This window comes from Pontibacter populi (genome assembly GCF_040278685.1).
Classification (GTDB): Bacteria; Bacteroidota; Bacteroidia; order Cytophagales; family Hymenobacteraceae; genus Pontibacter; species Pontibacter populi.
Genome location: NZ_JBEOKT010000006.1, coordinates 89,177 through 115,709 on the forward strand (window position 1 = coordinate 89,177; position 26,533 = coordinate 115,709).

At 45.8% G+C, this 26,533-nt stretch carries 14 protein-coding genes; 13 read left to right on the forward strand and 1 reads right to left on the reverse strand.

Annotation, left to right across the window (positions count from 1 at the left end; all coding sequences use genetic code 11):
• Nucleotides 1-102 precede the first annotated feature (102 nt).
• Nucleotides 103-1,530 (reverse strand): sugar MFS transporter, encoded by a 1,428-nt coding sequence (locus ABS362_RS08420; RefSeq protein ID WP_350411970.1) that lies wholly within the window; start codon nucleotides 1,528-1,530, stop codon nucleotides 103-105.
• Between the two features lie 424 nt (nucleotides 1,531-1,954).
• On the opposite strand from ABS362_RS08420, the gene ABS362_RS08425 reads away from it, so the two are divergent.
• From ABS362_RS08425 to ABS362_RS08485, 13 genes are all read left to right on the forward strand, one after another.
• Entirely contained in the window at nucleotides 1,955-4,771 is a 2,817-nt protein-coding gene (locus ABS362_RS08425; protein ID WP_350411971.1) for an alpha-amylase family glycosyl hydrolase, read from the forward strand.
• 126 nt (nucleotides 4,772-4,897) lie between these two features.
• On the forward strand, nucleotides 4,898-7,495 hold the full coding sequence (locus ABS362_RS08430) for a cellulase family glycosylhydrolase (RefSeq protein WP_350411972.1): 2,598 nt from the start codon (nucleotides 4,898-4,900) through the stop codon (nucleotides 7,493-7,495).
• Between the two features lie 22 nt (nucleotides 7,496-7,517).
• Complete coding sequence (locus ABS362_RS08435; protein WP_350411973.1) at nucleotides 7,518-9,953, forward strand: glycoside hydrolase family 2 protein; 2,436 nt, start codon at nucleotides 7,518-7,520, stop codon at nucleotides 9,951-9,953.
• An 85-nt stretch (nucleotides 9,954-10,038) separates the two neighbouring features.
• A complete protein-coding gene (locus tag ABS362_RS08440; protein WP_350411974.1) occupies nucleotides 10,039-10,704 on the forward strand; it encodes a hypothetical protein in 666 nt (221 codons plus the stop codon).
• A 25-nt stretch (nucleotides 10,705-10,729) separates the two neighbouring features.
• Nucleotides 10,730-11,929: a galactokinase gene (locus tag ABS362_RS08445; protein ID WP_350411975.1), complete on the forward strand. Its 1,200-nt coding sequence runs from the start codon at nucleotides 10,730-10,732 to the stop codon at nucleotides 11,927-11,929.
• A gap of 69 nt (nucleotides 11,930-11,998) precedes the next feature.
• A complete protein-coding gene (locus tag ABS362_RS08450; RefSeq protein WP_350411977.1) occupies nucleotides 11,999-13,024 on the forward strand; it encodes a UDP-glucose--hexose-1-phosphate uridylyltransferase in 1,026 nt (341 codons plus the stop codon).
• A gap of 130 nt (nucleotides 13,025-13,154) precedes the next feature.
• Entirely contained in the window at nucleotides 13,155-14,732 is a 1,578-nt protein-coding gene (locus tag ABS362_RS08455; RefSeq protein WP_350411978.1) for a sodium/sugar symporter, read from the forward strand.
• Between the two features lie 641 nt (nucleotides 14,733-15,373).
• The gene (locus ABS362_RS08460; RefSeq protein ID WP_434086520.1) at nucleotides 15,374-18,274 is read left to right on the forward strand and encodes a SusC/RagA family TonB-linked outer membrane protein; all 2,901 of its coding nucleotides are present in this window, start codon (nucleotides 15,374-15,376) and stop codon (nucleotides 18,272-18,274) included.
• 19 nt (nucleotides 18,275-18,293) lie between these two features.
• Nucleotides 18,294-19,892, forward strand: a complete 1,599-nt coding sequence (locus ABS362_RS08465) for a RagB/SusD family nutrient uptake outer membrane protein (RefSeq protein ID WP_350411980.1) — start codon at nucleotides 18,294-18,296, stop codon at nucleotides 19,890-19,892.
• A 69-nt stretch (nucleotides 19,893-19,961) separates the two neighbouring features.
• Nucleotides 19,962-21,005 (forward strand): SusE domain-containing protein, encoded by a 1,044-nt coding sequence (locus tag ABS362_RS08470; RefSeq protein WP_350411981.1) that lies wholly within the window; start codon nucleotides 19,962-19,964, stop codon nucleotides 21,003-21,005.
• A 118-nt stretch (nucleotides 21,006-21,123) separates the two neighbouring features.
• Nucleotides 21,124-23,592 (forward strand): glycoside hydrolase family 31 protein, encoded by a 2,469-nt coding sequence (locus ABS362_RS08475; RefSeq protein ID WP_350411982.1) that lies wholly within the window; start codon nucleotides 21,124-21,126, stop codon nucleotides 23,590-23,592.
• A 43-nt stretch (nucleotides 23,593-23,635) separates the two neighbouring features.
• Nucleotides 23,636-25,207 carry an alpha-amylase family glycosyl hydrolase gene (locus tag ABS362_RS08480; protein ID WP_350411983.1) on the forward strand — a complete coding sequence of 524 codons (1,572 nt, stop codon included), beginning with the start codon at nucleotides 23,636-23,638 and terminating at the stop codon, nucleotides 25,205-25,207.
• A gap of 37 nt (nucleotides 25,208-25,244) precedes the next feature.
• The gene (locus ABS362_RS08485) at nucleotides 25,245-26,426 is read left to right on the forward strand and encodes an aldose epimerase family protein (RefSeq protein ID WP_350411984.1); all 1,182 of its coding nucleotides are present in this window, start codon (nucleotides 25,245-25,247) and stop codon (nucleotides 26,424-26,426) included.
• The last annotated feature ends 107 nt before the right edge of the window (nucleotides 26,427-26,533 follow it).

Below are 26,533 nucleotides of genomic sequence, written 5' to 3' on the forward strand. Positions count from 1 at the left end.
AATGTACAAAAGACGCATGAAATATTAATTAAAAATTAAAAAAGGCGCTCCTTACTATAGGAGCGCCTTTTAACTTAAAGTTCAAGAACTGTTATTTTGGATTTACACCTCAGCACTTGGGTCTACTTTTTCAACTTTAGAGCCTACGAAGCCATAGTACACAATATACAGGTAGCAAAGCATCGGCACTATGAACGACATTTGCAGGTTGCCTGTAACATCGGCTATATAACCTTGCAGTGGTGGAATGATAGCGCCACCAACTATAGCCATAACCAGCAGCGATGATCCCTGGCTGGTATGTACGCCCAGGCCTTTAATAGCCAGCGTGAAAATAGTTGGGAACATGATAGAATTGAACAGACCTATCGCGATAACAGACCACATGGCTACCGAACCAGTCGCAAAAATGGTGATCAGCAGCAATACGATAACCGCAGTGGCAAAGAAACCAAGCGTACGGCCCGGCAGGAATCTGCCCAGCAGCAATACCAGGAAGTTCACAACGATCATGCCTAAGGCAATTAAAGCCTCTTCCTGTCCGTAAACAGTGAACATAAGCGTAAACACGATAGCCGTAATAGCACCGATGATCAGGTATTTGGTATTGTTGTTTTTAAAATCAGCCAGAGCTACTGCTCCAAAGAAACGACCGATCATGGCGCCACCCCAGAAAAAGGCAAGATAATGTCCGCCTTCTGCCTCAGTAAGGCCTGCAATTTGTGGCAGTTTAAAGAAGTTTATCAGAGTGCTGCCAATTGCTACTTCACCGCCAACATACATAAAGATACACACAATGCCCAGCACCAGGTGGCGGTACTTAAGTGCGCCGGAGTCAGGTATAATTCTGCCTTCGCCTTTTACATGGGGCAGTTTGGCAAGTTTTATCAGTATGGCAATAACTATAAGCGTGGCAGCAAGGCCCAGGTAAGGCATTTTAACCGACTCAGCACCGGCTGCAGCTACTGTATTTACAGTCTCAAAAATAAGGTAACCACCAATCAGTGGGGCAATGGTAGTACCGAAAGAGTTAAGGGCCTGCGTCATGTTCAGGCGGCTGGCAGCACTACTGGCCGGGCCAAGTATGGTTACGTACGGGTTAGCCGCGATCTGCAGTATGGTTATGCCCGATGCAAGCACGAAAAGCGCCATCAGGAAGAAGCCGTAGCTCTGCATATCGGCGGCAGGGTAGAACAGTGTACAACCTACAGCTGCCACTACAAGCCCTACAATTATCCCGTTCTTGTACCCGATCTTCATAATAGGGTCGCCTTTGGTAACCGAGAAAATGAAGTATAGCAACGAAATGAAAAAGTAAGCCCCGAAGAAAGCTGTCTGTATAAGCATGGCCTGCCAGTGCTGCAGTACAAATACCTGCTGTAGTTTCGGTATCAGGATGTCGTTCATGCAGGTAATAAAGCCCCACATAAAGAAAAGAAGGGTCACGATAATCAGCGGACCTGTAAAGTTCTTAGCCGTAACTTGTTCGTTAGCTGGCGTACTTTGGGTAGTTGGTGCAACTCCGGCCATTGGGTAAAAATGTAATAGTTATAGTTGATTTAGTTTTGGTTTGTATTGCGTTATGCCCTTGCGTTTTTGGTTAGGGGCGCTGCATATAGCAGTTGTTATAGAAATACTCGTCAAGATAAATAAAATCTCTACGCTTCGTCTATTTTCCTCTTAAATCTTTTCTGACGATGTTTTTTATGTCCGCTTGTTTGCCTCTTTCAGTGATAACAAAAAAACCAACTGACCCGACACATTGGAACCGACTATAAACTGCCGGAAGGAATTGGTATAGTTATAATTTTAAAGGTGTGTAAATGGTTGATTTATAGTTTTGTAGAAGGGACGGAAAGTGGTATGAAATAATTGTGAGCTCATAAATTCTTTATATTTTAAATTCTTTGGTAGATTATCTTTAACTTTAATCGGTTTATATTACTTTATTTATATGCGACAATTTTACTTTGCTCTGACCCTTTTTTTTAGCTTTATAGTTTGCCTGCCTGCTGTAGCACAGGTAGTTACTGTAAAGCCAGTTCTGCCAACTTCCGAAAAGCCTATCACGCTGATCTTTGATGTCAGCAAGGCAAAAGACTCCCGTGCCGCCAACCTGATCAGCAATCCAAATGACGTTTACCTCTGGTCCGGAGCCGGCTCTGCTGACACCGAGGCAGGCGCTTTTGAATTTGAACCTGCCGGACAAACCAACTGGGCTGCCCCTTTTGCTCCCGGAAAAATGACACACCTGGGCGGGAGCCGCTGGTCCATCACGCTTACGCCACGCACATACTATGGCGTTCCGGCCGGTACCCCGATCCGTAAACTTGGCCTGTTGCTTAAAAACGGAGCAGGAACCGCCCAGACCGAGAACTTTTATGTGTCGCTTTACCCGGCTACCGGTATCGTTGGGGCATTTATCGCACCAGCAGAGAAATCCTTTTTTACAGATGCCAACACCACGATCCCGGTAAAAGCTTATACTTCCGTAGATGCCAGCCTCTCGCTTAAAGTTGACAATACTATCGTTTACACCCAAACCGACAAAGACTCCCTGATCTATAGTTTAAATACCGGCTCCGAAACCGGCCTTAGAAGAACCGTAGTTTTTGAAGCAACGCTTGGTACTGATGCCGTTACGGATACTTTTTTCTTCACTAACCGCCCGGTTCCGCCAGTAGCGCAGCTGCCGGCCAATGCAAAAGACGGTGTAGTGTATACTGGTCCTGATAAAGCCTTGCTAACCCTGTTTGCCCCGAACAAGAAGTTTGTGTACGCAATAGGAGAGTTCAGTAACTGGGAGGCCCTGCCGGAATACCTGATGAAGCGCACACCGGATGGCAACCGCTATTGGATCGAAATTGACGGCCTGGAGCCAGGCAAAGAGATCGCGTACCAATATTTAGTAGATGGAACTATAGCCGTAGCCGACCCTTACACACACAAGATACTGGACCCGAACAACGACAGATACCTGACAGCTGTCAACTACCCAGACTTAAAACCTTACCCGACTGGCGCAAAAGGCATTGTGTCTATTTTGCAAACCAACCAACCAACCTATAACTGGAAAGTACAGGACTTTAAAAGACCTGCTGCTGATACATTGGTTGTGTACGAAATGCTGCTGCGCGATTTCCTGGCAACGCAGAACTATGGAACCCTGGCAGATACACTTTCTTACCTTAAAACCCTGGGTGTTAATGCTATTGAGCTGATGCCGATCATGGAGTTTTCGGGTAACATTTCGTGGGGCTATAACCCTAATTTTTATTTCGCGCCAGACAAGGCATATGGCACTGCCAACCAGCTAAAGGCCTTTATAGATAAAGCACACGAAATGGGAATTGCCGTTATTCTGGACATGGTACTGAACCAGGCCGACTGGGAATTTCCGTACATGCAACTATACCGCAACGGCGACCGCCCGTCTGCCGACAACCCTTTCCTGAACCAGCAGGCCACGCACCCGTTCAGCGTTTTCTTTGACTTTAACCACGAAAGTGAAGCGACCAAGGCATTTGTGGAGCGCGTAAACCGTTACTGGCTCGAAGAATTTAAGTTTGACGGTTTCCGCTTTGACCTTTCGAAAGGATTTACCCAGAAAAATAGTGGAAACGATGTAGGAGCCTGGAGCGCCTATGATGCCGGTCGTGTTGCCACCTGGAAGCGCATTTACAACGAGATCAGAAGCTACGACGAAACCGCCTATGTTATTCTGGAGCACTTTGCCGACAACGCCGAAGAGAAAGAACTGGCCAACTATGGCATGATGTTCTGGGGCAACATTAACCACGAATACCGCGACTTTGGAAAAAGCTACGATGCCTACCTGGATGGAATATCCTACAAGAATCGTGGCTGGAACGAACCACACCTGATCGGGTACATGGAAAGTCACGACGAAGAGCGGTTTGTTTTTGACGTAAAGAAAAACGGACGCTCGTCGGGCACTTACAACACCCGAAATGTAGAGACAGCCCTTAACCGTGCAAAATTGGCGGCAGCCTTCTTTATTCCGGTACCGGGCCCGAAAATGATCTGGCAGTTTGGTGAGCTTGGTTACGATGTATCGATCGACTCTATTGGCCGTACAGACCCTAAGCCGATCCGTTGGAATTACCGTGCCAGTGAGAGCCGCATGAAGCTGTATAAAGTATACGCCGAGTTGATCAATCTTAAAAAGAACTACCCTGTTTTCAGTACCACTGATTTTAACCTGGCATCCGATAACATGATCAAGCGCCTGACGCTGGTTGATAATTCGATGACCGTCTTTATTATTGGTAACTATGATGTGAAGCAGGTGAGCCCACAGGCTAATTTCCCGATGGCTGGTACCTGGTACGACCACTTTACCGGCGAAGCCGTGAATGTTACCAACCCTGCCGAGGTGATGATGTTGCAGCCTGGCGAATTCAGGATGTATACTTCTGTAAAACTGCCTACGCCGGAGGCTAACCTGTTGCCTTGGAAAAGTGTAGTGCTGGATGCAGAAGATGAACTGCCATTAGCTGAAAGAATAGAAGTTTACCCTAACCCAACCCTGCATATTGCCCAGATGGAGTTTACAGACGACTACAGAGGCGATGTTTCTGTGCAGGTAACAGATATTACAGGTCATGTGTTACGCACCGTGAAGTATAAAAAAGGCCAGCAAGCCTTCAGGCAACAACTGGATCTGAGAAATGTAGCTGCCGGCGTTTACCTGGTACAAATAGAAGCCGGAAAGCGCAAAGTAGTGAAGCGACTGGTTAAACTTAACTAATCGCCCACTAGTACATGGCATTTATACTGCTATAACAATTTAAGCCCCTGCCAGCGACTGTACTTTTACACGCTGGCAGGGGCTTTTTCTTTTAAGACCTCCACCCAACTATAGTTTATAGTTACCATGATGAACCCGTTCAGATTTTTGCTTGCCGCCTGTGCTATAGTTGTACTGGCCCTTAACCCGAAACAGGCAACCGCGCAGCAGAAAAGTAAGGAAGAAGTTGCGCCTGTTTATGTAGATAAGCTGGGCGTGCTCCGCTGGAAAAAAGGTAACAAGGAAGCTACCTTTTTCGGGGTGAACTACACGGTGCCGTTTGCCTATGGCTACCGCTCACACAAAGCGCTGAATGTTGATCTTGAAAAAGCCATTGACCAGGATGTTTACCACATGGCGCGGCTTGGTTTCAATGCTTTTCGGGTACACGTCTGGGACACTGAAATTTCAGACTCTACGGGCAATCTTTTAAATAATGAGCACCTGCGTTTGTTCGATTACCTCATCTATAAACTAAAGCAGCGCAACATTAAAATACTGGTAACGCCGATCGCTTTCTGGGGTAATGGCTACCCTGAGCGCGACGAGAAGACCACCGGTTTTTCGAGCATGTATGATAAGCAAAAGGCCGTAACCGAAGAGGACGCTTTTAAGGCACAGGAACGCTACCTGCAGCAGTTCTTTGAACATGTTAACCCTTACACCAAACTTACTTACCAGAACGACCCGGACATTATTGCCGCCGAAATAAATAACGAACCCAAACACACCGGCCCTAAAGCCAGGGCCACCGAATACGTGAACCGCATGGTAGCCGCCGTGCGCAGCTCCGGCTGGACAAAACCGATCTACTATAACATCAGCGAGTCGCCGACCTATGCCGATGCCGTGGCCAAAGCAAATATTGATGGAGTAAGTTTCCAGTGGTACCCGACAGGCCTGGTAGCCAACCACACTTTGCAGGGCAATTACCTGCCGCACGTAGACCGCTACCAGATCCCGTTTGATACGATTCCGGCGTATGCCAACAAAGCGCGTATGGTATATGAGTTTGATGCCGGAGATATTCTGAACTCTACCATGTACCCGGCTATGGCACGTAGTTTCAGGGCGGCTGGCTTTAACTGGGCAACCCAATTTGCTTACGACCCTTTGGCAACCGCTTACGCCAACACCGAATACCAGACACATTACCTCAACCTGGCTTACACGCCATCCAAAGCCATCAGTGCCCTTATTGCCGGCAAAGCCTTTACCAGATTGCCACGGCTAAAAACATACGGTAACTACCCAGCGGACAGTGTTTTTGATGTGTTCAGGGTGAGTTACAAAGAGAACCTGAGCGAGATGAATACGCCTCAGGAGTTCTATTATTCTAACACAACGCGCACCAAACCGTCCAATGCAGCCAAATTACAGCATGTGGCTGGGGTGGGCAGCTCAGCTATAGTTCAGTACCCGGGGCGCGGGGCTTATTTTATTGATAAACTGGAAAACGGCGTCTGGCGACTGGAGGTAATGCCCGATGCCATTCATATCCGCGATCCGTTTGCAAAAACCTCTCCACAGAAAGAAGTTACACGCATCCAATGGGAAGCACACCCAATGCACCTCAACCTTCCGGACCTCGGCAACGATTTTACGATTAAGGGACTGAACACAGGAAACACAGATTCCGGAAAAGCGACAAAGGGCAGCTTTACTGTTGCACCGGGTACTTACCTGCTGGTTAAGAAAGGTAAAAACGCCAAACGCTGGACTGGCGCGAGTAAAGCCGGAGAACTCAGGTTAGATGAATTTGTAGCACCATTGTCGGTTAAAACAGAACCTTACGTCAGCCATGAACCAATTTCAGAGGTTTCTGCGGGCGCACCTTATACCATAAAGGCAACTATAGTTGGTATTAAACCAGATTCCAAAGTAACGCTGCAGATCAACAACCTTTCCGGGGTATACAAAACTATAGACATGCAGCGCAAGGCACCTTATAGTTACGAGGCTATAGTTCCAGCTGAACTGGCAACACCGGGCATGGTGAACTATCGCATTATGGTGCAGCGGCCTGATAACTCTATTTACACGTTCCCGGGCGGGCATAAAGGTGATCCTTGGGCATGGGACTACTACCAAACCGACTCCTGGCAAACCTTTATTGCTGGGGAGCAAAGCGTGCTGGAGCTCTTCAACGCCGGAAACGACCGAAACATTAAAGTATACCCGAACCTATGGCGCAGCGACGAACGCCAGTTAATTACCGCTGACAAACCGGGCCAGCTGGTACTTAAACTTTCAGCTAAAGAGTTGCCTGCTGAAGGCGTCATGGGTTTTCAGTATTATTTCGGTGATAAGTTACAGGACAGAACTAAGGAGTTAACCAACTATAAAAAACTTGTCATCAGGGCCCGAACAACAAACCCGGAACCGGTAAAAGTTAGGATAGCGCTTATTTCTGACGACGCCACGGCACACGCTGCTACGTTTACAGTTGACCAGAATTTTAAAGATATCGAGATACCGTTAAGCAGCCTGAAACCGGAGGAGTTTATGTTGTTGCCAAGGCCATATCCCGGTTTTCATCCGTTTTGGTTTAAGCCAAACAAACCTGAGGCATTTAACCTGAATCAAGCAGAGAAACTGGAAATTATAGTTGGCAAAGATCTCCCGGAACAGGACAAAGCAAAACCGTATAGCCTGGAAGTTGAAACCATCTGGCTCACCAAATAACCTGGCAAATCAAACTAAAACTATGCATCTGAAAACGATACACTATAAGCTAAGTCAACTGGCAACTATAAGCTTCTTGCTTATGCTAATGGTTTCGGCGTGCAATACACAAAGCAAAATCCCTGCATCGAGTGAAGCAGCAACTATAGCTACGGAAGTTATTTTTAATGATGACTGGGAGTTTGTACGCGATGAGGCTATAGGTGAAGATACAGAAATTACTGATATACCTCTTGATGAAAGCTATTTGAAGCAGGTTTCTTTACCGCATACAGCGCGCTTAGAGCCTATCGAGAAAGCGGAGCAACAGTGGCAGGGCGATGCTTTTTACCGAAAAGCTTTCACCATTCCGGCATCAGACAAGGGTAAACACATAGCTGTAAAGTTTGAAGCGGCTATGCAGGTGGCCGATGTGTATCTCAACGGTAAACATATTTTCAGGCATTTGGGCGGTTATCTTCCCTTTTATATTGACATGTCGGATAACGTGAAGTTTGGAGAAGAGAATATGCTGCTGGTAAAACTGAATAACGAGGATAACCCGAAAGTGGCACCTGGTAAACCGCTCGCCGACCTGGATTTTAACTATTATAGTGGCCTTTATCGCAATGTATATCTCATCACAAAAGATAAACTCCACATTTCAGACCCGATCGCGGCAGATCGTGTAGCCGGCGGCGGCATATTGCTGCATTACGATACGGTGAGCCAGAAATCAGCCACGCTAACTATACAAACCGACCTGAAGAACGACCACGTCCAAAACAGAACAGCCCAGGTCAGAACTATAGTTACAGACAGACAAGGAAATAAAGTAGCTGAAATTATCTCAAATCCTAAAATCGTTGGAGCCGGCGCTTTCGAAACTATAAAACAAACTATAACTATAGCAAATCCGCAACTATGGTCTCCCGAAAGCCCTTATTTGTATAATCTTTCGGTAGCGCTGGTACAGGATGGAAAAGTGATTGAAGAGCAGAAGATGCGGACAGGTGTAAGAAGTTTCCGGTTTACGGCTGGCGCATTTTACCTGAATGGCGAGAAGCTGTTTCTGAGAGGCACGAATCGTCACCAGGAATATCCTTATGTGGGTTATGCGATGTCTGATAACGCCCGTTTTCGTGATGCCTGGAAGATAAAAGATGCCGGTTTCAATTTTGTGCGTTTGTCGCATTACCCGCAGTCGCCTGCGTTTCTGGATGCCTGTGATGAGTTGGGACTTTTGGTGATGGATGCGATACCGGGCTGGCAGTTTTTCGGGGATGAGGAGTTTCAGAAGAATGCCTTGCAGGATGTTAGAGATATGGTGCGTCGCGACAGAAATCATCCTTCTGTAGTCTTGTGGGAAAGTTCCCTTAACGAATCAGGCATGACAAAAGAATTTATGAAACTGGCGCATGAGGCTGTGCACGAAGAGTTTCCTTTTGAAGACGTGTATACCTGCGGCTGGCTGGATGAAGCTTACGATGTGTTTATACCTGCCCGACAGCACGGAAAAGCCCCTGATTACTGGAACAAATACAGCAAACAGAAACCACTTTTCATTGCTGAATATGGCGACTGGGAATATTATGCGCAGAACGCGGGCTTTAACCAGAAACAATTTGCAGACCTGAAAGAAGAAGAGCGCACGTCGCGGCAGCTGCGTGGTTTCGGGCAGAAAAGACTTTTGCAGCAGGCACTTAACTACCAGGAAGCACACAACAGCAACCTGCAGGGACCGGCCGTAGGCGATGCCAACTGGCTTATGTTCGACTATAAACGTGGCTACGCAGATGATATTGAATCGTCAGGAATTATGGACATTGTGCGCCTGCCCAAGTTTGCTTTCTACTTTTACCAAAGCCAGGCCGACTCCAGAACAGGTAGTGAGTTTGATAAATTAATGATCTTTATCGCCAACTACTGGAATGACCCGGAATTGAAAACGGTACGGGTTTATAGTAATGCCGATGAAGTGGAATTAAAGTTGAATGGCAAAACGATAGCGCGTCAGAAACCGGACAAAGACAAATACTCCACACACCTGAACCACCCGCCTTTTACATTTGAAGTACTAAAGTATGAGCCGGGTACACTAACGGCTATCGGTTACACAAACGGCAAGCATGCAGGTGAATTTACACGACGCACTCCTGAAAAAGCTGCAAAGCTGCACATGACGGTCGACAAAAGTGGGAGAGAGGTGACCGCCGGCGTAAACGATGTGGTATTTGTGTATGCCTACATTCAGGATCAACATGGTACTATGGTGCCGGACGCTACCAACAAAGTAACGTTTAAAGCCGAAGGTGATGCAGAGATTGTAGCGACTAACAAAGTTAATGCAGAAGCAGGCATTGCCGCCATTCTTTTAAAGATAGGTAAGAAGCCCGGAGCTATAAAAATAACTGCCACTGCTGATGGCCTGCAACCTGCTACTATAACTATAGATGCTAAACCGAAAGGTCAACTATAGTTTGGTTATCTTGCTTTCTGCAAACTGTAAATTGATTATCTTAAACAACGAAATACCGACTGCCTTATAGTTGGCTATAGTATAAATGGAATATAATATAAAATTCATTTCAGGAAACAGACTTATAGCACTTGGAACTATAGGCGTGATACTTTCTATAGCCATTCCGATTTACCTCCGAATCAATTTTAGCATAGGCAGTGGCCTTATGGGTGGGCTTATCTTCTCAGGCATCCTCCTGTCTTTTCTTTTTGCATACCTTAATTCAAAGCGAAACGAATACTTTGTAATAAATGAGCAGGGTATGACTACCAGAAAATATGGAGAAATTAAATGGGAGGAAGTACTGGGCCTTAATTTAGATGACAGGGATGAACATGAGGTATTTACTATTAAATTAAAGTCGAATCATAAAATCTCTATTCCGAGCAAAATTGATGATAGCCTTAACAGAAAAATATTCGTGGCCTTTCAGGAAGAAGTTACCAGAAGAGTCGCTGAAAATAAAAAATCGGGTGATGAAGTTTTGCAGTACTCCAGCACTTATGATGGGAAAGTGTATAGGTATATTGCCTTTGCAATGGCTATTGTCTTGATTCTGGTCACTCTCTATGTTTTATACCTAATCATTACAGGCGAAATCACTTTAAAAACATTGAGTGCTGTCTTTTTGATATATGCTTCATGTTTACCTCTGATCATAAAAGTTGCGCAGGCTAAAATGGTAAAAAGTAAGCATCGCAGAGGCTAAAAAGTAGCAGTGTTAAACCCTGATTATGCTGCACGCATTAAGCGTACAAAATGATTTACCGCGCTTTACAAATACTTACATGCAACAAGCAATCATAACTAAATTCAAAGAACTATACGGGCAGGAGCCTTTGCTTTTCCGTTCGCCGGGCAGGGTAAACCTGATCGGGGAGCATACCGATTATAACGACGGTTTTGTGCTGCCTGCCGCTATAGATAAGGAAATACATTTTGCCATTGCCCCCAACCAAACCGAAACTATACGACTGTACTCTTTTGACATGCAGGAGCAGGCTACCTATAGTTTGCAAACTATAAAACGCACCGAAAACAGCTGGGCAAATTACCTGTTGGGTGTGGTGGCGCAGTTTCAGGAGTCGAACTATAAGCTTAACGGTTTCGACCTGGTATTTGGTGGTAATGTTCCGATCGGGGCCGGGTTGTCGTCGTCAGCAGCAGTAGAGTGTGGGTTGGCATTTGCTTTAAACCAAATATTCGGTTTCGGGCTGGACAGGTTTACGCTTGCTAAAATGGCCCAGAAAGCAGAGCATGAATTTGCCGGGGTGCGTTGCGGCATCATGGACCAGTTTGCCAGTTTGTTTGGTAAAAAAGAGCACGTTGTAAAGCTGGATTGCCGTTCGTTGGCCTACGAGTATTTTCATTTTGATATGAGCCTTTACCGCATCGTGCTTTGCGATACGCAGGTAAAGCATTCACTGGCTTCATCAGAGTACAATACCCGCCGCATGGAGTGCGAAACCGGCGTAGCCACGCTTCAGAAACACTACCCCGACATAACCAGCCTGCGCGATGTAACGATATCAATGCTCGAAAAACACCAGCCCGAACTTGACCCGGTGGTGTACAGGCGCTGTATGTATGTGGTGCAGGAAAACAGTAGGGTAGAGGAAGCCTGCCAGGCATTACAGAATGGAGATTTAAAGTTATTCGGCGAAAAAATGTACGCTTCACATAACGGCCTGCAGCACGACTACGAAGTAAGCTGCCCGGAGCTTGATTTCCTGGTAGAAGAAACTAAAAAGCATGACTCTGTATTAGGTGCCCGCATGATGGGTGGCGGTTTTGGTGGCTGTACTATAAATATTGTAAGCATAGCAGCCCTCGATGAATTCACTCAGAAAATGAGCGAAGCCTACCAGAAACAGTATAACGTACAGCTCAAAACCTACATCACCGAAATTGTGGATGGCAGCAGCCAACTATAGTTTGGTTTAAATTTAGAGTTTATTCTCCGGCTGTATAGTTTGCTTGCGCCGGACCTTAAGATTACATAAATGGATGCATTTAATTTAACGGATCACCCGCACAGGCGCTTCAACCAGTTAACAGGCGAGTGGGTGCTTGTGTCGCCGCACCGCGCAAAACGACCGTGGCAGGGGCAGGAGGAAAATATAAACAAGGAGCAACGCCCCGAGTATGACCCAACCTGTTACCTGTGCCCGACCAACGTGCGCGCCAATGGTGCCAAAAATCCTGATTACCCGGCTACTTTTGTTTTTGAGAACGACTTTGGTGCATTGCAGGAGACTACGCCTGGTGGTAACTATGAACTGGGTGGTTTACTTAAAGCGGAGAGCGAACGGGGCATCAGCAAGGTGATCTGTTTTTCGCCGCGCCACGACCTAACCCTGGCTGATATGGAAGTTGCAGACATCCGTAAAGTGGTAGATTTGTGGCAGCAGGAGTATGAAGAACTGGGTAGGCTGGACTTCATAAACTATGTGCAGATCTTCGAGAATAAAGGTGCTGTGATGGGTTGCAGCAACCCGCACCCACATGGCCAAATCTGGGCGCAAAGTTCTGTGCCAAACGAGCCGGCCAAAGAAACCGAACAACAAACCCGCTACTACACCCAACACCACCGGAGTCTGTTGCAGGATTACCTTGAATTAGAGCTGAAAGAAAGAACACGTGTGGTGTATGAGAATGCTGCCTTTGCCGTGCTGGTACCTTTCTGGGCTGTCTGGCCATTCGAAACTATAGTTATCAGCAAGCGCCACTTTCAGCACATCGGCCAGATGACACAGGAAGAAAAAGATGCCTTTGCAGATGCCATTAAACAGATAACTGCTATTTACGACAAGGTATTCAACGTTTCGTTCCCGTATTCTGCCGGTATTCATCAGCAACCAACCGACGGGCAGGAGCACCCGGAATGGCATTTTCACATGCATTTTTTTCCGCCACTGTTGCGCTCTGCCAGTATCAAAAAGTTTATGGTCGGTTACGAAATGTTGGGGAGTCCGCAACGCGACATTACCCCCGAAACAAGCGCAGAGCGCCTGAAAAGCCTCCTCTAACTATAAATTTTAATGCAGGCTACTGAGAAATAAGAAATTATATTCATATTTATACATATTTTCTCCCAAACTAAGCTATAGCTTTTAACACTTAATCAAACCTTATTTCCTGGACTAACTTTACAGCTTCATGAATTTTTCTACACTGGATTTTATAATCTTCTTCGGGTACTGTGTGTTCATTATCGTGTTCGGCCTCTGGATATCGCGCGAAAGAAAAGGACACATAAAGAACTCAACCGATTACTTCCTGGCCAGTAAATCGCTGCCATGGTGGGCGATAGGTGCCTCTTTAATTGCCGCCAACATCTCCGCTGAGCAGTTTATCGGTATGTCGGGCTCTGGTTTTGCCATTGGTCTGGGTATTGCCAGCTACGAGTTTATGGCGGCCGTTACGCTGTTGCTGGTAGCAAAATATTTCCTGCCTATCTACCTGAAAGAAGGCATTTTTACGATGCCACAGTTTCTTAAACTTCGCTACGACGACCGTATCCGTACCAGCCTTGCCGTGTTCTGGATCATGCTCTACATATTTGTTAACCTGACCTCAGTGCTTTACCTGTCGGCGCTGGCGCTTAGCGTTGTGCTGGATATCTCTACAACACAGGCTATCATCGGGCTTGCCTTTATTGCAGTGGCTTACTCTAGTTACGGTGGTCTTACTGCCGTAGCCTGGACGGACGTAGTGCAGGTGATCTTCCTGGTTTTTGGTGGTCTGGTTACAACGTACCTTGCGCTGGATGCCGTTGGTGGTGGCCAGGGCGCTTTGGTTGGCCTAGGTGACCTGTATGAAAAAGTGCCGCAGAAGTTCGATATGATCCTTTCAGAAGATAACCCATTCTACAAAGACCTGCCCGGCATGACCGTGCTTTTTGGTGGTATGTGGATCGCAAACGTTAGCTACTGGGGTTTTAACCAATATATTATTCAGCGTGCGCTGGCTGCCAAAAGCTTAAAAGAAGTGCAGTGGGGCCTGGTGTTTGCCGCTTTCCTGAAACTATTAATTCCGCTGGTAGTTGTGTTGCCGGGTATTGCGGCCTTTGCGCTGAACGCCGATATCGACCGCTACGACCAGGCTTACCCATGGCTGCTAAATAACCTGGTGCCAACCGGTGTGAAAGGCCTTGCCTTTGCTGCCCTTATCGCTGCTGCCCTGTCGTCGCTTAGCTCTATGATGAACTCAACGGCTACCATTTTTACGATGGATATTTACAAAGCCCACTTAAAGCCTGAAGCAACCGAAAAGCAGCTGGTAACTATAGGCAGGCTGGTAAGTTTGGTGTCTATTATAATAGCTGTGTTTGTAGCAGAGCCATTGCTTGGCGGCGAAGAGCAGATCTTCCAGTTTATTCAGAAATATACTGGTTTTGTAAGTCCGGGTATAGTGGTGCTGTTCGTGTTTGGCCTTTTCTGGAAAAAAGCTACCTCAAATGCTGCTTTGGCAACAGCTATTGCATCGGTTCCTGTCAGCATTCTGATTGATGTGCTATTCCCGGCCATGCCGTTCCTGGACCAGATGGGGGTTGTGTTCCTGTTGCTATCCACTCTTATCATCGTGTACTCCTTAATAGAGAATAAGACCAGAGGCACAGTGCCGGAGAACTATATCAGGATAGAAAAGCAACTGTTTAAAACGGACTTTATATTTAACGTGGCAGCTATGGTTATCCTGCTTGCTACAGCGGCGATCTATATTATCTTCTGGTAAGCTATAGTTTGCAATCTATAGTTTTAACTGAAAACGATGCCTGCTCTTTTTATACAGTTGCGTATAAAGAGGGCAGGCATCACTGCTTTTTAACGCAACTACTATAATTATTTGGTTTCAAGCATTTAGCAATATCTAATATGCCCCATCGCGCAGGTAGGTTTTCACTTCTGTTAACTTTAAAATAATGTCCTTTACAAAATTCTGGTCAATCTGGCAATGACAAAAAACTATATATAATCACTTGTTTTTTATAGAATAATTTCCGCTCTTAGCATGAGAGAAGTAGTGGGCAAAGTGTGCCCTGTATAACCGGAGGATCAAATACATAAACCAAATAATAACTGCTCTTCAGCTTTTGTTATTTACACCTGATAAAACACCAATCTTGCGACCTGAAAATAACAGGAGCTATACATCGTGAACCCGTGTTTCTGCCAGCCTGTAGGGTAAGCGAAACACTTTTATTACATACACTATTGATTTAAATTTTACTCAATTGAACAACTATGCGAGACAAGTCTAAAAGACGAATGAGCTTTGGCTTAACTGTGGCTATTTGTTGCCTGTACATGACGGGTAATGCAAATGCCGGTAATGTAGGAGGCACTATAGCCGAATACAAAGCAGAAAGCAGTTACATAGCACCTGGCAAACAACAAGGTGTTACGTTAAAGGGAAAAGTGGTTAATGAAAACGGGGAGGGTCTGCCGGGTGTAACTGTCGTTCTGAAAGGAACAACAACTGGTACATCAACAGATATAAATGGTAACTTCTCGCTTAATGTTCCGCAAACTGGTGGTACACTGGTGCTTTCATTTATTGGTTATACAACTCAGGAAGTAGCAATCGGAGGGCAGACAACATTTAATGTTGCGTTACAGCCTGATGTAAAAGCACTTGAAGAGATTGTAGTAGTTGGTTACGGTACTCAGAAAAAGAGCGACGTAACAGGTTCTGTAACCTCCGTTAGTTCTGATGATTTTGTGCAAGGCCAGGTAACTACCCCGGAGCAGCTGATCCAGGGTAAAGTAGCCGGTGTGGCGATCACGTCTAACAGTGGTGCACCAGGTTCAGGTAGCACTATCCGTATCCGTGGTGGTTCATCACTTTATGCAACCAACGATCCGCTTATCGTTATAGACGGCGTACCTGTTGACAATGGTAGTATCTCTGGATCTGCCAATGCACTTTCCATGATCAACCCGAATGATATCGCTTCGTTCAACATCCTGAAAGATGCATCGGCTACGGCTATTTATGGTTCACGCGCTTCGAACGGTGTAATTATCATTACTACTAAAAAAGGCAAGGCCGGAGATAAACTGGCTGTGAACTTCAGCACCCTGCATTCACTTTCAACTGTTCCGAATACGATTGATGTACTGTCAGGCGACGAGTTCAGAACGCTGGTTAATCAGTATGGCAACTCGGATCAAAAAGCATTGCTACGAGGCTTTAATACTGACTGGCAGGATCAAATTTACAGAACTGCTTATACAACAGATAACAACATCAGCGTAAGTGGATCTGTTAAAGATATTCCTTACCGTGTATCTGTTGGTTACCTGAACCAGGATGGTGTACTTAAGACCTCCAACTTCGAGAGAACCTCGCTTGGTGTGAGCTTAAACCCTAGCTTCCTGGATGACCACCTGACAACTAACGTGAACTTTAAAGGTTCTCAGACAAGCAGCGTGTTCGCAAACGAAGGAGCTATAAGTGCAGCTATTATTTTCGACCCAACCAGACCTGTATACACAGGTAGCACCAGAAACGGTGGTTTCTTCCAGTGGGAGAAAAACGGCGTATTTAATCCACTTGCTCCAACTAACCCACTTAGTTTACTGATGCAGCGCAACGACCAGGGCGAAGCAAACAGATGGTTAGGTAATGTGCAGCTGGACTATAAATTCCATTTCCTGCCTGAGTTAAGAGCAAACCTTAACTTAGGTACTGACCGCTCAGACAGTGAAGGCTACATTCTGACGGATGCTGACCACGCACCGAACCAGTGGAAAGTACAGACAATATCGGAGTACGCCCAGGAAAAAGAAAACAACCTGGCTGACTTCTACCTGAACTATCAGAAAGAGTACACTTCTATACAAAGCCGTGTTGATGCAACTGCTGGTTATTCTTTCCAGGAGTTCATCGCTGAGTCTCCGGAATTTGCATTCCGTAACAACGAAACAGGCGAGCCACTAGGGCAGGAGCCGGATTACATTCCGTCTTACTCACAGCACCGTCTTAAGTCTTATTTTGGTAGACTGAACTATACGTTCATGGACCGTTATATTTTAACAGGTACTGTTCGTTACGATGGTTCAACCAGATTCTCAGAAGATAACCGTTGGGGTGTGTTCCCAGCGCTTGCATTTGCCTGGAGATTAGGTGAAGAAGCATTCCTTCAGAACGTAAATGCACTATCTGACCTTAAACTACGCCTTGGTTATGGTATTACAGGTCAGCAGGATATCGGACGTTTATTCCCTTACCTTGCCTTTTATACAAGAGCAGATAATACAGCGCAATACCAGTTCGGTGATACATTCTACCCAACTTTCCGTGCACAGGGATATGACGAGAAAATTAAGTGGGAAGAAACTGCTACGTTTAACGCAGGTTTAGACTTCGGTTTTGCCAATAACCGTGTAACTGGTACTATTGATTACTTCTTTAAAGATACAAAAGACCTGTTAGCTGAGATCACAGTTGCAGCCGGTACCAACCTTACAAACCGTTTAGCTACGAACGTAGGTAACATGGAAACAAAAGGTCTGGAAGTTGCCCTTGATTTTGTAGCTGTAAGCAACTCAAAGTTAACCTGGAACATTGGTATTAACGGTACAGTGATCGATCAGGAAATTACAAGCCTTAGTAAAGTAGATAACCCTGAGTTCTCTGGTTATGATGTTGGTGGTATTACAGGTGGAACAGGTAACTTTATTCAGAAATATGCTGTCGGATATGCCCCTAATACATTCTATGTATACAAGCAGGTATATGATGAAAGCGGAAAACCGGTAGAGGGACTTTATGCTGACATGAACGGTGATGGTGTGATCGGCTCAGATGACAGATACTTGTTCAAAAAACCAACTGCTGACTTTACCCTTGGCTTTAACACGCAGGTAGCTTACGGCAACTGGGATCTGAGCATGGTGTTGCGTGGTAGCTTTAATAACTACGTGTACAACAACGTGTACTCTAACCTTGCTGCAAGGCAGTCATACTCATTTGGTGACTACCTGAACAACGTATCTAGCAATGTGCTGGAAACAGAGTTTGGCAACTACCAGTACTTCTCTGACTATTATATTGAGAATGCATCTTTCCTGCGCATGGATAACATCAGCTTGGGATACAATTTCGGTAATATCATCGGTGATAAAGTAGGCCTGAGAGCAACAGCAAACGTGCAGAATGTGTTTACGATCACAGACTATAACGGTCTCGATCCTGAACTGGGCACAGGTATAGATTATTCGCTGTACCCAAGACCAAGGGTTTTCTCTGTGGGCTTAAATGTTAACCTGTAATTTTAAATTTCTGAAATCTATGAATACTAGATTTATAAAAAATATGGCACTTGCCGGTGTAATTACACTTACGGCAGCAGCCTGCGACCATAGCCTGGATATAACACCGAAGTATGATGTTGTATCTTCTAAAGTGTACCAGGACTTTAATAACTATAAGCCAATCCTTGCTAAACTATATGCCGGTTATGCGGTTACAGGGCAGCAGGGCCCGGCTGGCAGACCTGACATAACTGGTGGTGATGAAGGTGCATCGAACTATCTACGCCAGTACTGGCAGGCACAGGAGCTTACCACCGATGAGGCAGTAATTGCCTGGAACGATGGTAACCTGCGCGACCTGCACGAAATGGACTGGACATCAAGCAACGAGTTTCTTCGTGCCCTGTACGATCGTATATTTTACCAGGTAGCGCTTACAAACGAATTTGTACGCGAAACTACTGACGCCAAACTTGGCGAGCGTGGTATTACAGGTGCAAACCTGGATGCTGCGAAGGAGTTCCGTGCGGAGGCCCGTTTCCTGAGAGCACTTAGCTACTGGCATGCTCTTGACCTGTATGGTAATGTACCTTTCGTAACAGAAGCTGATAAAGTAGGTTTCTTCCTGCCAAAGCAAACCAACAGAGCCGAGCTGTTTAGTTACATCGAGTCTGAATTACTTGCGATTGAGAACGAACTGGTAGCAGCCCGTCAGAACGAGTATGGCCGTGCAGACCAGGCAGCAGCCTGGACGCTTCTGACCAAATTATATCTGAACGCTGAAGTGTACACAGGTCAGGCGAAATATACCGAAGCCATTACGTATGCTCAGAAAGTGATTGATGCAGGCTTTACACTGGAGCCTGAGTACGATCACCTGTTCCTGGCTGATAACCATACATCTGATGAGATCATTTTCCCGATCACGTTTGATGGCTTGAGAACTACTACCTGGGGCGGTATGACCTACCTGGTACATGCACCGGTTGGTGGTAACATGGTTCCTGCTGATTATGGTATCAATGGTGGCTGGGCAGGTCTTCGCACTACTAAAAACATCGTAAACTTATTCCCGGATATTTCTGGTAATACCGATGAGCGTGCCAACTTCTTTACAAATGGCCAGAACCTAGAGATCAACGATGTGTTTACTTTTAAAGATGGTTATGCTATCGAGAAGTTCAAGAATATTACATCTGAAGGTGTAAAAGGATCTGACGGAGAAGGTAACCACCCTGATACTGACTACCCGATGTTCCGTTTGGCAGATGTGTACTTAATGTATGCTGAGGCTGTATTGCGTGGCGGTTCAGGCGGTAGCGTGGCCCAAGCAGTTGACTATGTGAATGAACTGCGTGAGCGTGCCTTTAACGGTACATCAGGTAATATTTCGCAAAGCCAGATGACGTTGCCATTTATACTGGAAGAAAGAGCCCGTGAACTGAAGTGGGAAGCACACCGCAGAACAGACCTTATCCGTTTTGGCAGATTTACTTCTGATGATTATGTATGGCCTTGGAAAGGTGGCGTAATGGAAGGTAGAGGCGTGGAGTCGTTCAGAATTCTGTTCCCGATTCCGGATACTGACCTGACTGCTAACCCTACGCTGGAGCAAAATACAGGATATACACGATAGTAACATGATGAGGCTGCAGGTCTTTTCTGCGGCCTCATTCATATAAAAACATTTTTAATTAATTGGTTTATGAAAAACTGGCTAAATAAATATTTTATGTTCTTCGTCGCATCGCTGGCACTAATGAGCTGCGAGAAAGATGAAGATATGGCTATAGTTAGAGCGGGCTCGGAGCCTGTGCTTGCTTTAACTACAAACACCGTGGTGCTAACCGAAGAAACTGCTGCTGACGAGGCTGTAACATTCTCGTGGGATAAAGCAGACTTTGGTTATAACGCCGGTGTTACGTACACGATTCAGTTTGATGTTGCTGACGACGATTTTGCATCAGCGCACAACATTCTGGTAGGTGGCAGCAACGAGAAAACATTTACTGTAGAAGAGCTGAACGCATTGCTTACAAAACTGAAGTATGAGGCTGATGTTGCCCATAACATTGATGTAAGAATCAAAGCTTCGGTTTCTGATAAAGTAAATGCTACTTATTCTGATGTAGAGACGATTACAGTAACACCATATTCTACTTACATTGAGCCTGGTTACCTGTATGTACCGGGTGGCTACCAGGGCTGGAGCCCTGAAACAGCTCCGGCGCTTATTTCTGTAGAGAACAATGGTATCTATAAAGGAATCATCAGCTTTGTAGGTGCATCTGGTCTTACCTTTAAGTTTACTCCTAACAGAAATTGGGATATGGACTATGGCAATGGTGCTTCAGCAGGTTCGCTTGCTGAAAAAGGCAGTGACCTGAGCGTGCCAACTGCTGATACCTACGAGATAACTGTAAATACCAACACCATGACATGGTCTTACAAGTTACACTCATGGGGCCTTATTGGTGATGCAACGCCAGGTGGCTGGGGTGCTGACACTAACCTGAAGTATGATAATGCTGCAGGTGTGTGGAAAGCAACTATGGACCTGACTGTCGGTAACATCAAATTCAGATATAACGATGACTGGGCTCTGAACTATGGTGACGATGACACATCAAACAATATCCTGAACCAGGGTGGTAAAGACATTCCGATCGCTACGGCAGGTACGTATGATATCGTATTTGACAATGAGAATGAAGACGGAAGCGTTACTTACTCTGTTACCAAAAAGTAATTAAGCTTCATCCTGAAAAGGAAATCATAGTAAAAAGAAACCCGGCAACTATACATTGCCGGGTTTCTTTTTTTAATTTAGGAGCAGTAACTATAGTTTCAGGTATAAAGCTGCACGCATGAAGATATTCTACCAATCCTTTCTGATACTAAGTATAGTTTCTGGTTTATACTTGCCCACACAGGCACAGACTGACCCGGTGAAACCAATAGGCAAGGTAAGTACTGTAACTGTAAAAGAGCAGCAGGTTATACTTACCACCGACCAGCAAGCACATATAGAAGTCAGTGTTTATAGCCCAACTATAGTGCGTGTCCGGATAGATAAGCAAAAGCTGGGCGATGATTTCTCGTATGCCGTAGTGGGCAAACCCAAACAGACCAAGGCTGCCATAACACAGAACAGTAACGAGATAACTATAACCACCGACTCACTTGTTACACGAATCAGTAAAAATCCATTCGCGGTAGCTTTCCTGACTAAAAATGGGAACGTGATAAACCAGGATGAAAAAGGTCTGACTACTTCGTGGATCGGGGAAGAGGTTACTACCTATAAAACCATGCAGGAAGGTGAGCGCTTTATTGGTCTCGGCGAGAAAACCGGCGGCCTGGACAGGAGAGGTAGCGGCTACACTAACTGGAACACCGATGCCTATGGTTACAGCACCGGACAGGACCCGCTTTATGCCACCATTCCGTTTTACATTGGCATTCACAGCGAGCTTAACTATGGCATCTTCTTCGATAACACCTACCAGAGCGATTTTAATTTTGGGGCCAGCAACAACCGCTTTTCTTCTTTCGGGGCGCAGGGTGGCGAAATGGATTATTACTTTATTTACCACACCAATCTGGCCGATATCATCACCTCATACTCAGATCTGACCGGCCGCATGGAAATACCTCCGCTTTGGAGTTTAGGATATCAGCAGAACCGTTATTCATACTACCCCGATACCGAAGTATACCGCATTGCCCAGACCCTTCGCGAAAAAGAAATTCCGGCAGATGGCATAACGCTGGATATACATTACATGGATGCCTACAAGCTGTTTACCTGGAACCCGCGCCGTTTCCCGAACCCGATGGAGATGAACAAAAAACTGGAAGAGATGGGCTTTAAAACTACAGTAATTGTGGACCCGGGTATTAAAGTAGAAGAGGGCTATGGTGCTTATGAGCGTGGCAAGAAATCCGATATTTTCCTGAAATACCCCGATGGTACCAACTATACCGCGCAGGTATGGCCGGGCTGGACTCACTTTCCTGATTTTACAAGCGAAAAAGGGCGTGACTGGTGGAAGGATGAGATCAAATTTTTTGCAACGACCGGCGTAGATGGTTTCTGGAACGACATGAACGAGATAGCTACCTGGGGACAGAAAATGCCAAACAATGTGCTGTTTAACTATGATGGCCACCTGACAACCCACAAAGAAGGCCGCAATGTGTATGGTCTGCAAATGGCCCGCGCCAGCTACGAAGGTGCCCGCAAACATACTTCCAACAAACGTCCGTTTCTGCTAACCCGTGCTGCTTACTCCGGCATACAACGCTACTCCGCTATCTGGACAGGCGACAACCGCTCAGAAGACAGCCACATGCTGTTAGGTATTAGATTGCTGAATAGCATGGGTGTGAGTGGTATACCTTTCTCGGCGATGGATATCGGTGGCTTTACGGGTAACCCCTCAACAGGTTTGTATGCCCGCTGGATACAAATGGGTGCCTTTACGCCATACTTCCGGAACCATACCGGTGTCAATTCAAAAGCATCGGAGCCGTGGGCTTATGGCGAAGAAGTAACTGAAATTGCCCGGAAATATATCAGCCTGCGGTATAAACTGATGCCATACATCTACTCGAGCTTTTACGAAGCCTCCCAGAACGGGCAACCGCTGATGCGAACGCTCGCCATAGACTATACCCACGATCCGAAAGTGTACCAGGGCGAATTTGATACCCAGTATAAGTTTGGAGAAGCCTTCCTGATCATGCCATTCGAGAGTGGCAAGAATTATGGCAAGGTATACTTCCCGAAAGGCAACTGGTATAACCTGTATACCGGCGAAAAGGAAGCAGGTAACCGTGAAGAAGTGATCGGGATAGCGTTCGATAAATTACCGATCTATGTAAAGGAGAGTAGCATAATCCCGATGCAGTCGCTGGTGCAAAGTACTTCCGAAAAACCAACGGATACGCTGACCGTGCATATTTACAAAGGTGACGTGAATAACTCGTTTGTATACTATGAGGATGATGGCGCCACTTATGATTACCAGAAAGGTGAATACCATAAGCGAACTATAAACTACGATGCCCGCAAAAAGACCATTACATTTGAGAAAGCGGAAGGCAACTATAGCTCAAACTTTAAGCATGTGAAAGTGATGCTGCATGGTTTTGGCGGAACAGGCAAAGTAAAAGTGAACGGAAAAAGCCAGGCTTTGCGCCAGGAATTTGTTTCGTTCCTGGGACCTGTTTCCCGCTTCGACCCACACCGTGAAACCGGCCCTGCCGAGGGATATAACGTGCAGAGCATCCTGCTGAAAAACGATAAAGACAGATTTACAATAACTTACTAAGTATAAAACACCTGAAACAGGCATAACCATTAACCGGCAACTCATGAAAAAACGAAATTTACTCCGACTTATCCCTTTTGCTGCATTCGCGCTTACTGCAGGCTGTAGTGCACCGGCCAATGTTACTACCCAACCACAGGCTAAAGTAAGCGAATGGCCGAAAGGGGTATCGTATGAGATATTTGTACAGTCTTTCTGCGACTCTGATAATGATGGAATCGGGGATATAAAAGGGATGACCTCGAAACTGGATTACCTAGATGAGCTGGGTGTAGAGGCAGTGTGGTTAATGCCGATAAATCCTTCACCGTCTTATCACAAATATGATGTTACCGATTACTATGCCATTCACCCGGACTATGGCACCATAGAAGACTTTAAAGCGTTTATAGCCGAAGCACATAAGCGCGGAATTAAGGTGGTAATGGACCTGGTGATCAACCACTCGGGCAGCGACCATCCGTGGTTTAAGGCAGCAGCAGACCCGAAAAGTCCGTACCGCGATTACTATGTGTGGGCGCATAAAAGTGACCCCAGAACCACAGGCGAAGGCAAAACCACCGGGGCCGACTCTTACAACACCCGCCACTGGCACGAAGTGAAAGGAGACGAGTACAAATATTTTGGTTACTTCTGGGGAGGTATGCCTGATCTGAATTTTGATAACCCGAAGCTGCGCGAAGAAATATATAAAGTAGGCCGTTACTGGCTGAAAGAGATAGGCGTAGATGGCTTTAGATTGGATGCGGCTCGCCACATTTTCCCGAACGAGCGCGAGCAGGACAACCACGGATTCTGGCAGGAATTTAAAGCTGAGATGCAGAAAGCAAAACCGGATGTATATCTGGTAGGCGAAGTATGGGCCGAGGCTGAAACAGTAGCACCTTATACCAAAGGCTTGCCGGCACTTTTTAATTTCGAGATGAGCTGGGCTATATTACGCGCCCTGAAAAACGGCTATGGCGATACATTGGCCGTGAAGCATGCCGAGATAATTGACCTCTACAATAAGCAAAACCCGGACTTTATAGATGCGACCATCCTGAGCAACCACGACCAGAACAGGATCATGAGTGAAGTAGGCGGTGACATGAACAAAGCAAAACTGGCTGCAGCACTTCTGCTCACGCTGCCGGGCTCACCATACATTTACTATGGCGAGGAGATCGGCATGAAAGGCAAAAAGCCGGATGAAGAAATACGCGAGCCATTTTTGTGGGATGTAAAAGCCAACGATGAGTGCCGCACTACCTGGATGACACCAAAAAATTCGACAGAGCAAACCGTGGCGCCAGTGGCTGTTCAGGAGCAGGACCAGGCCTCTATACTAAATCACTATAAATCGCTGATAAAACTACGTAACAACAGTGCTGCACTTACATACGGAACTATAGAACCTGTAACCTTAGAGAATAAAGCGATCAGTGCGTTTGTGCGTGCGCACGAGGGTGAGTCTGTTTTGGTATTGCATAACTTATCAGGTTCGTCGGTAACTATAAATTTACCAGCTGAGGTGCAGAACTATAAAACAACCACTTTCCAGCTCAATAATGCAGAGAAGGTTAATAAATCTGTTGTGTTGCCAGCTTATAGTTCGCTTGTGCTTAATAAGTAACTCAGGATACACAATTTAACCGGGTTCAAGATCACTTATGAAAAAACACAATATTAAATGCACCCTTTTACTGCTGGCACTTTTTGGAAGTGTTTCGATGACAGGACTAAGCGGTTGTAATAACAAAGAGAACAGCATGGAGCAGACCGGGACGACAGCAACTGAAACAGCCGAAGCAAAGATCAAAAAACAGACCTTTGGTATAGCACCGAACGGCGAAGAAGTACAGCTTTATATCCTTACAAACAAAAATGGGATGCAGGTGAAAGTTACCAACTATGGTGCTATCGTTACATCTATCCTTACCCCGGGCAAAGACGGAACTATGGGCGATGTAGTGCTTGGCTTTGACGATGTGAATGGCTACGTACCGAATGACCCACACATTGGCGGGATTATTGGGCGTTATGCCAACCGCATTGCCAAAGGTAAATTTACTATTGACGGGAACGAGTATACCTTAGCCACCAACAATGGACCGAACCACCTGCACGGCGGTAATATTGGTTTCGATAGAGTAGTTTGGAAAGCAGAAGAATTGCCGGCACAAAATGCCCTTAAACTGACCTACGTAAGTAAGGATATGGAAGAAGGCTATCCGGGTAACCTGACTGCAGTAGTAACTTATACCTTGACCGATGACAACGGCCTGAAGATAGACTACGAAGCCACTACCGACAAGGCTACTCCGGTAAACCTGACCAACCATAGTTACTTTAACCTGAGCGCCGGCAAAAACAAGGATATTCTGAATAATGAAGTAACTATAAATGCCGATACCTATACCGCATCCGACGAAACACTGATTCCGACAGGAGAGCTGAAGCCTGTAAAAGCTACGCCTTATGATTTTACTACGCCGCAGGTAGTTGGCAGCCGCATCAATAACCTGCAGGGCTACGGTTACGACCTGAACTACGTCATCAATAACGGAGGCGAAAAATTAACCCATGCAGCTACGGTTTATGAACCAACTACAGGCCGTGTAATGGAAGTGCATACCACGCAACCGGGCATACAACTATACACTGCTTACCACCTGGATGGGAGCCTAACCGGAAAGAACAACACGCAATATGAAAGCTACGCCGGCTTGTGCCTCGAAGCGCAACATTACCCGGATTCTCCTAACAAGCCGGAGTTTCCGAATACAGTCATAAAACCAGGTGAGAAATATCAGGAAACTACCATCTATAAATTCTCGATAAGAAAATCGTAAACTATAGTATCGTAAAATAAACATTGGGCTGGCTGCGTAAAGTAGTCAGCTCTTTTTATACCGCATCAACCTATCATTTTAAGCCGGAATTGTGCTGGGGCATCATC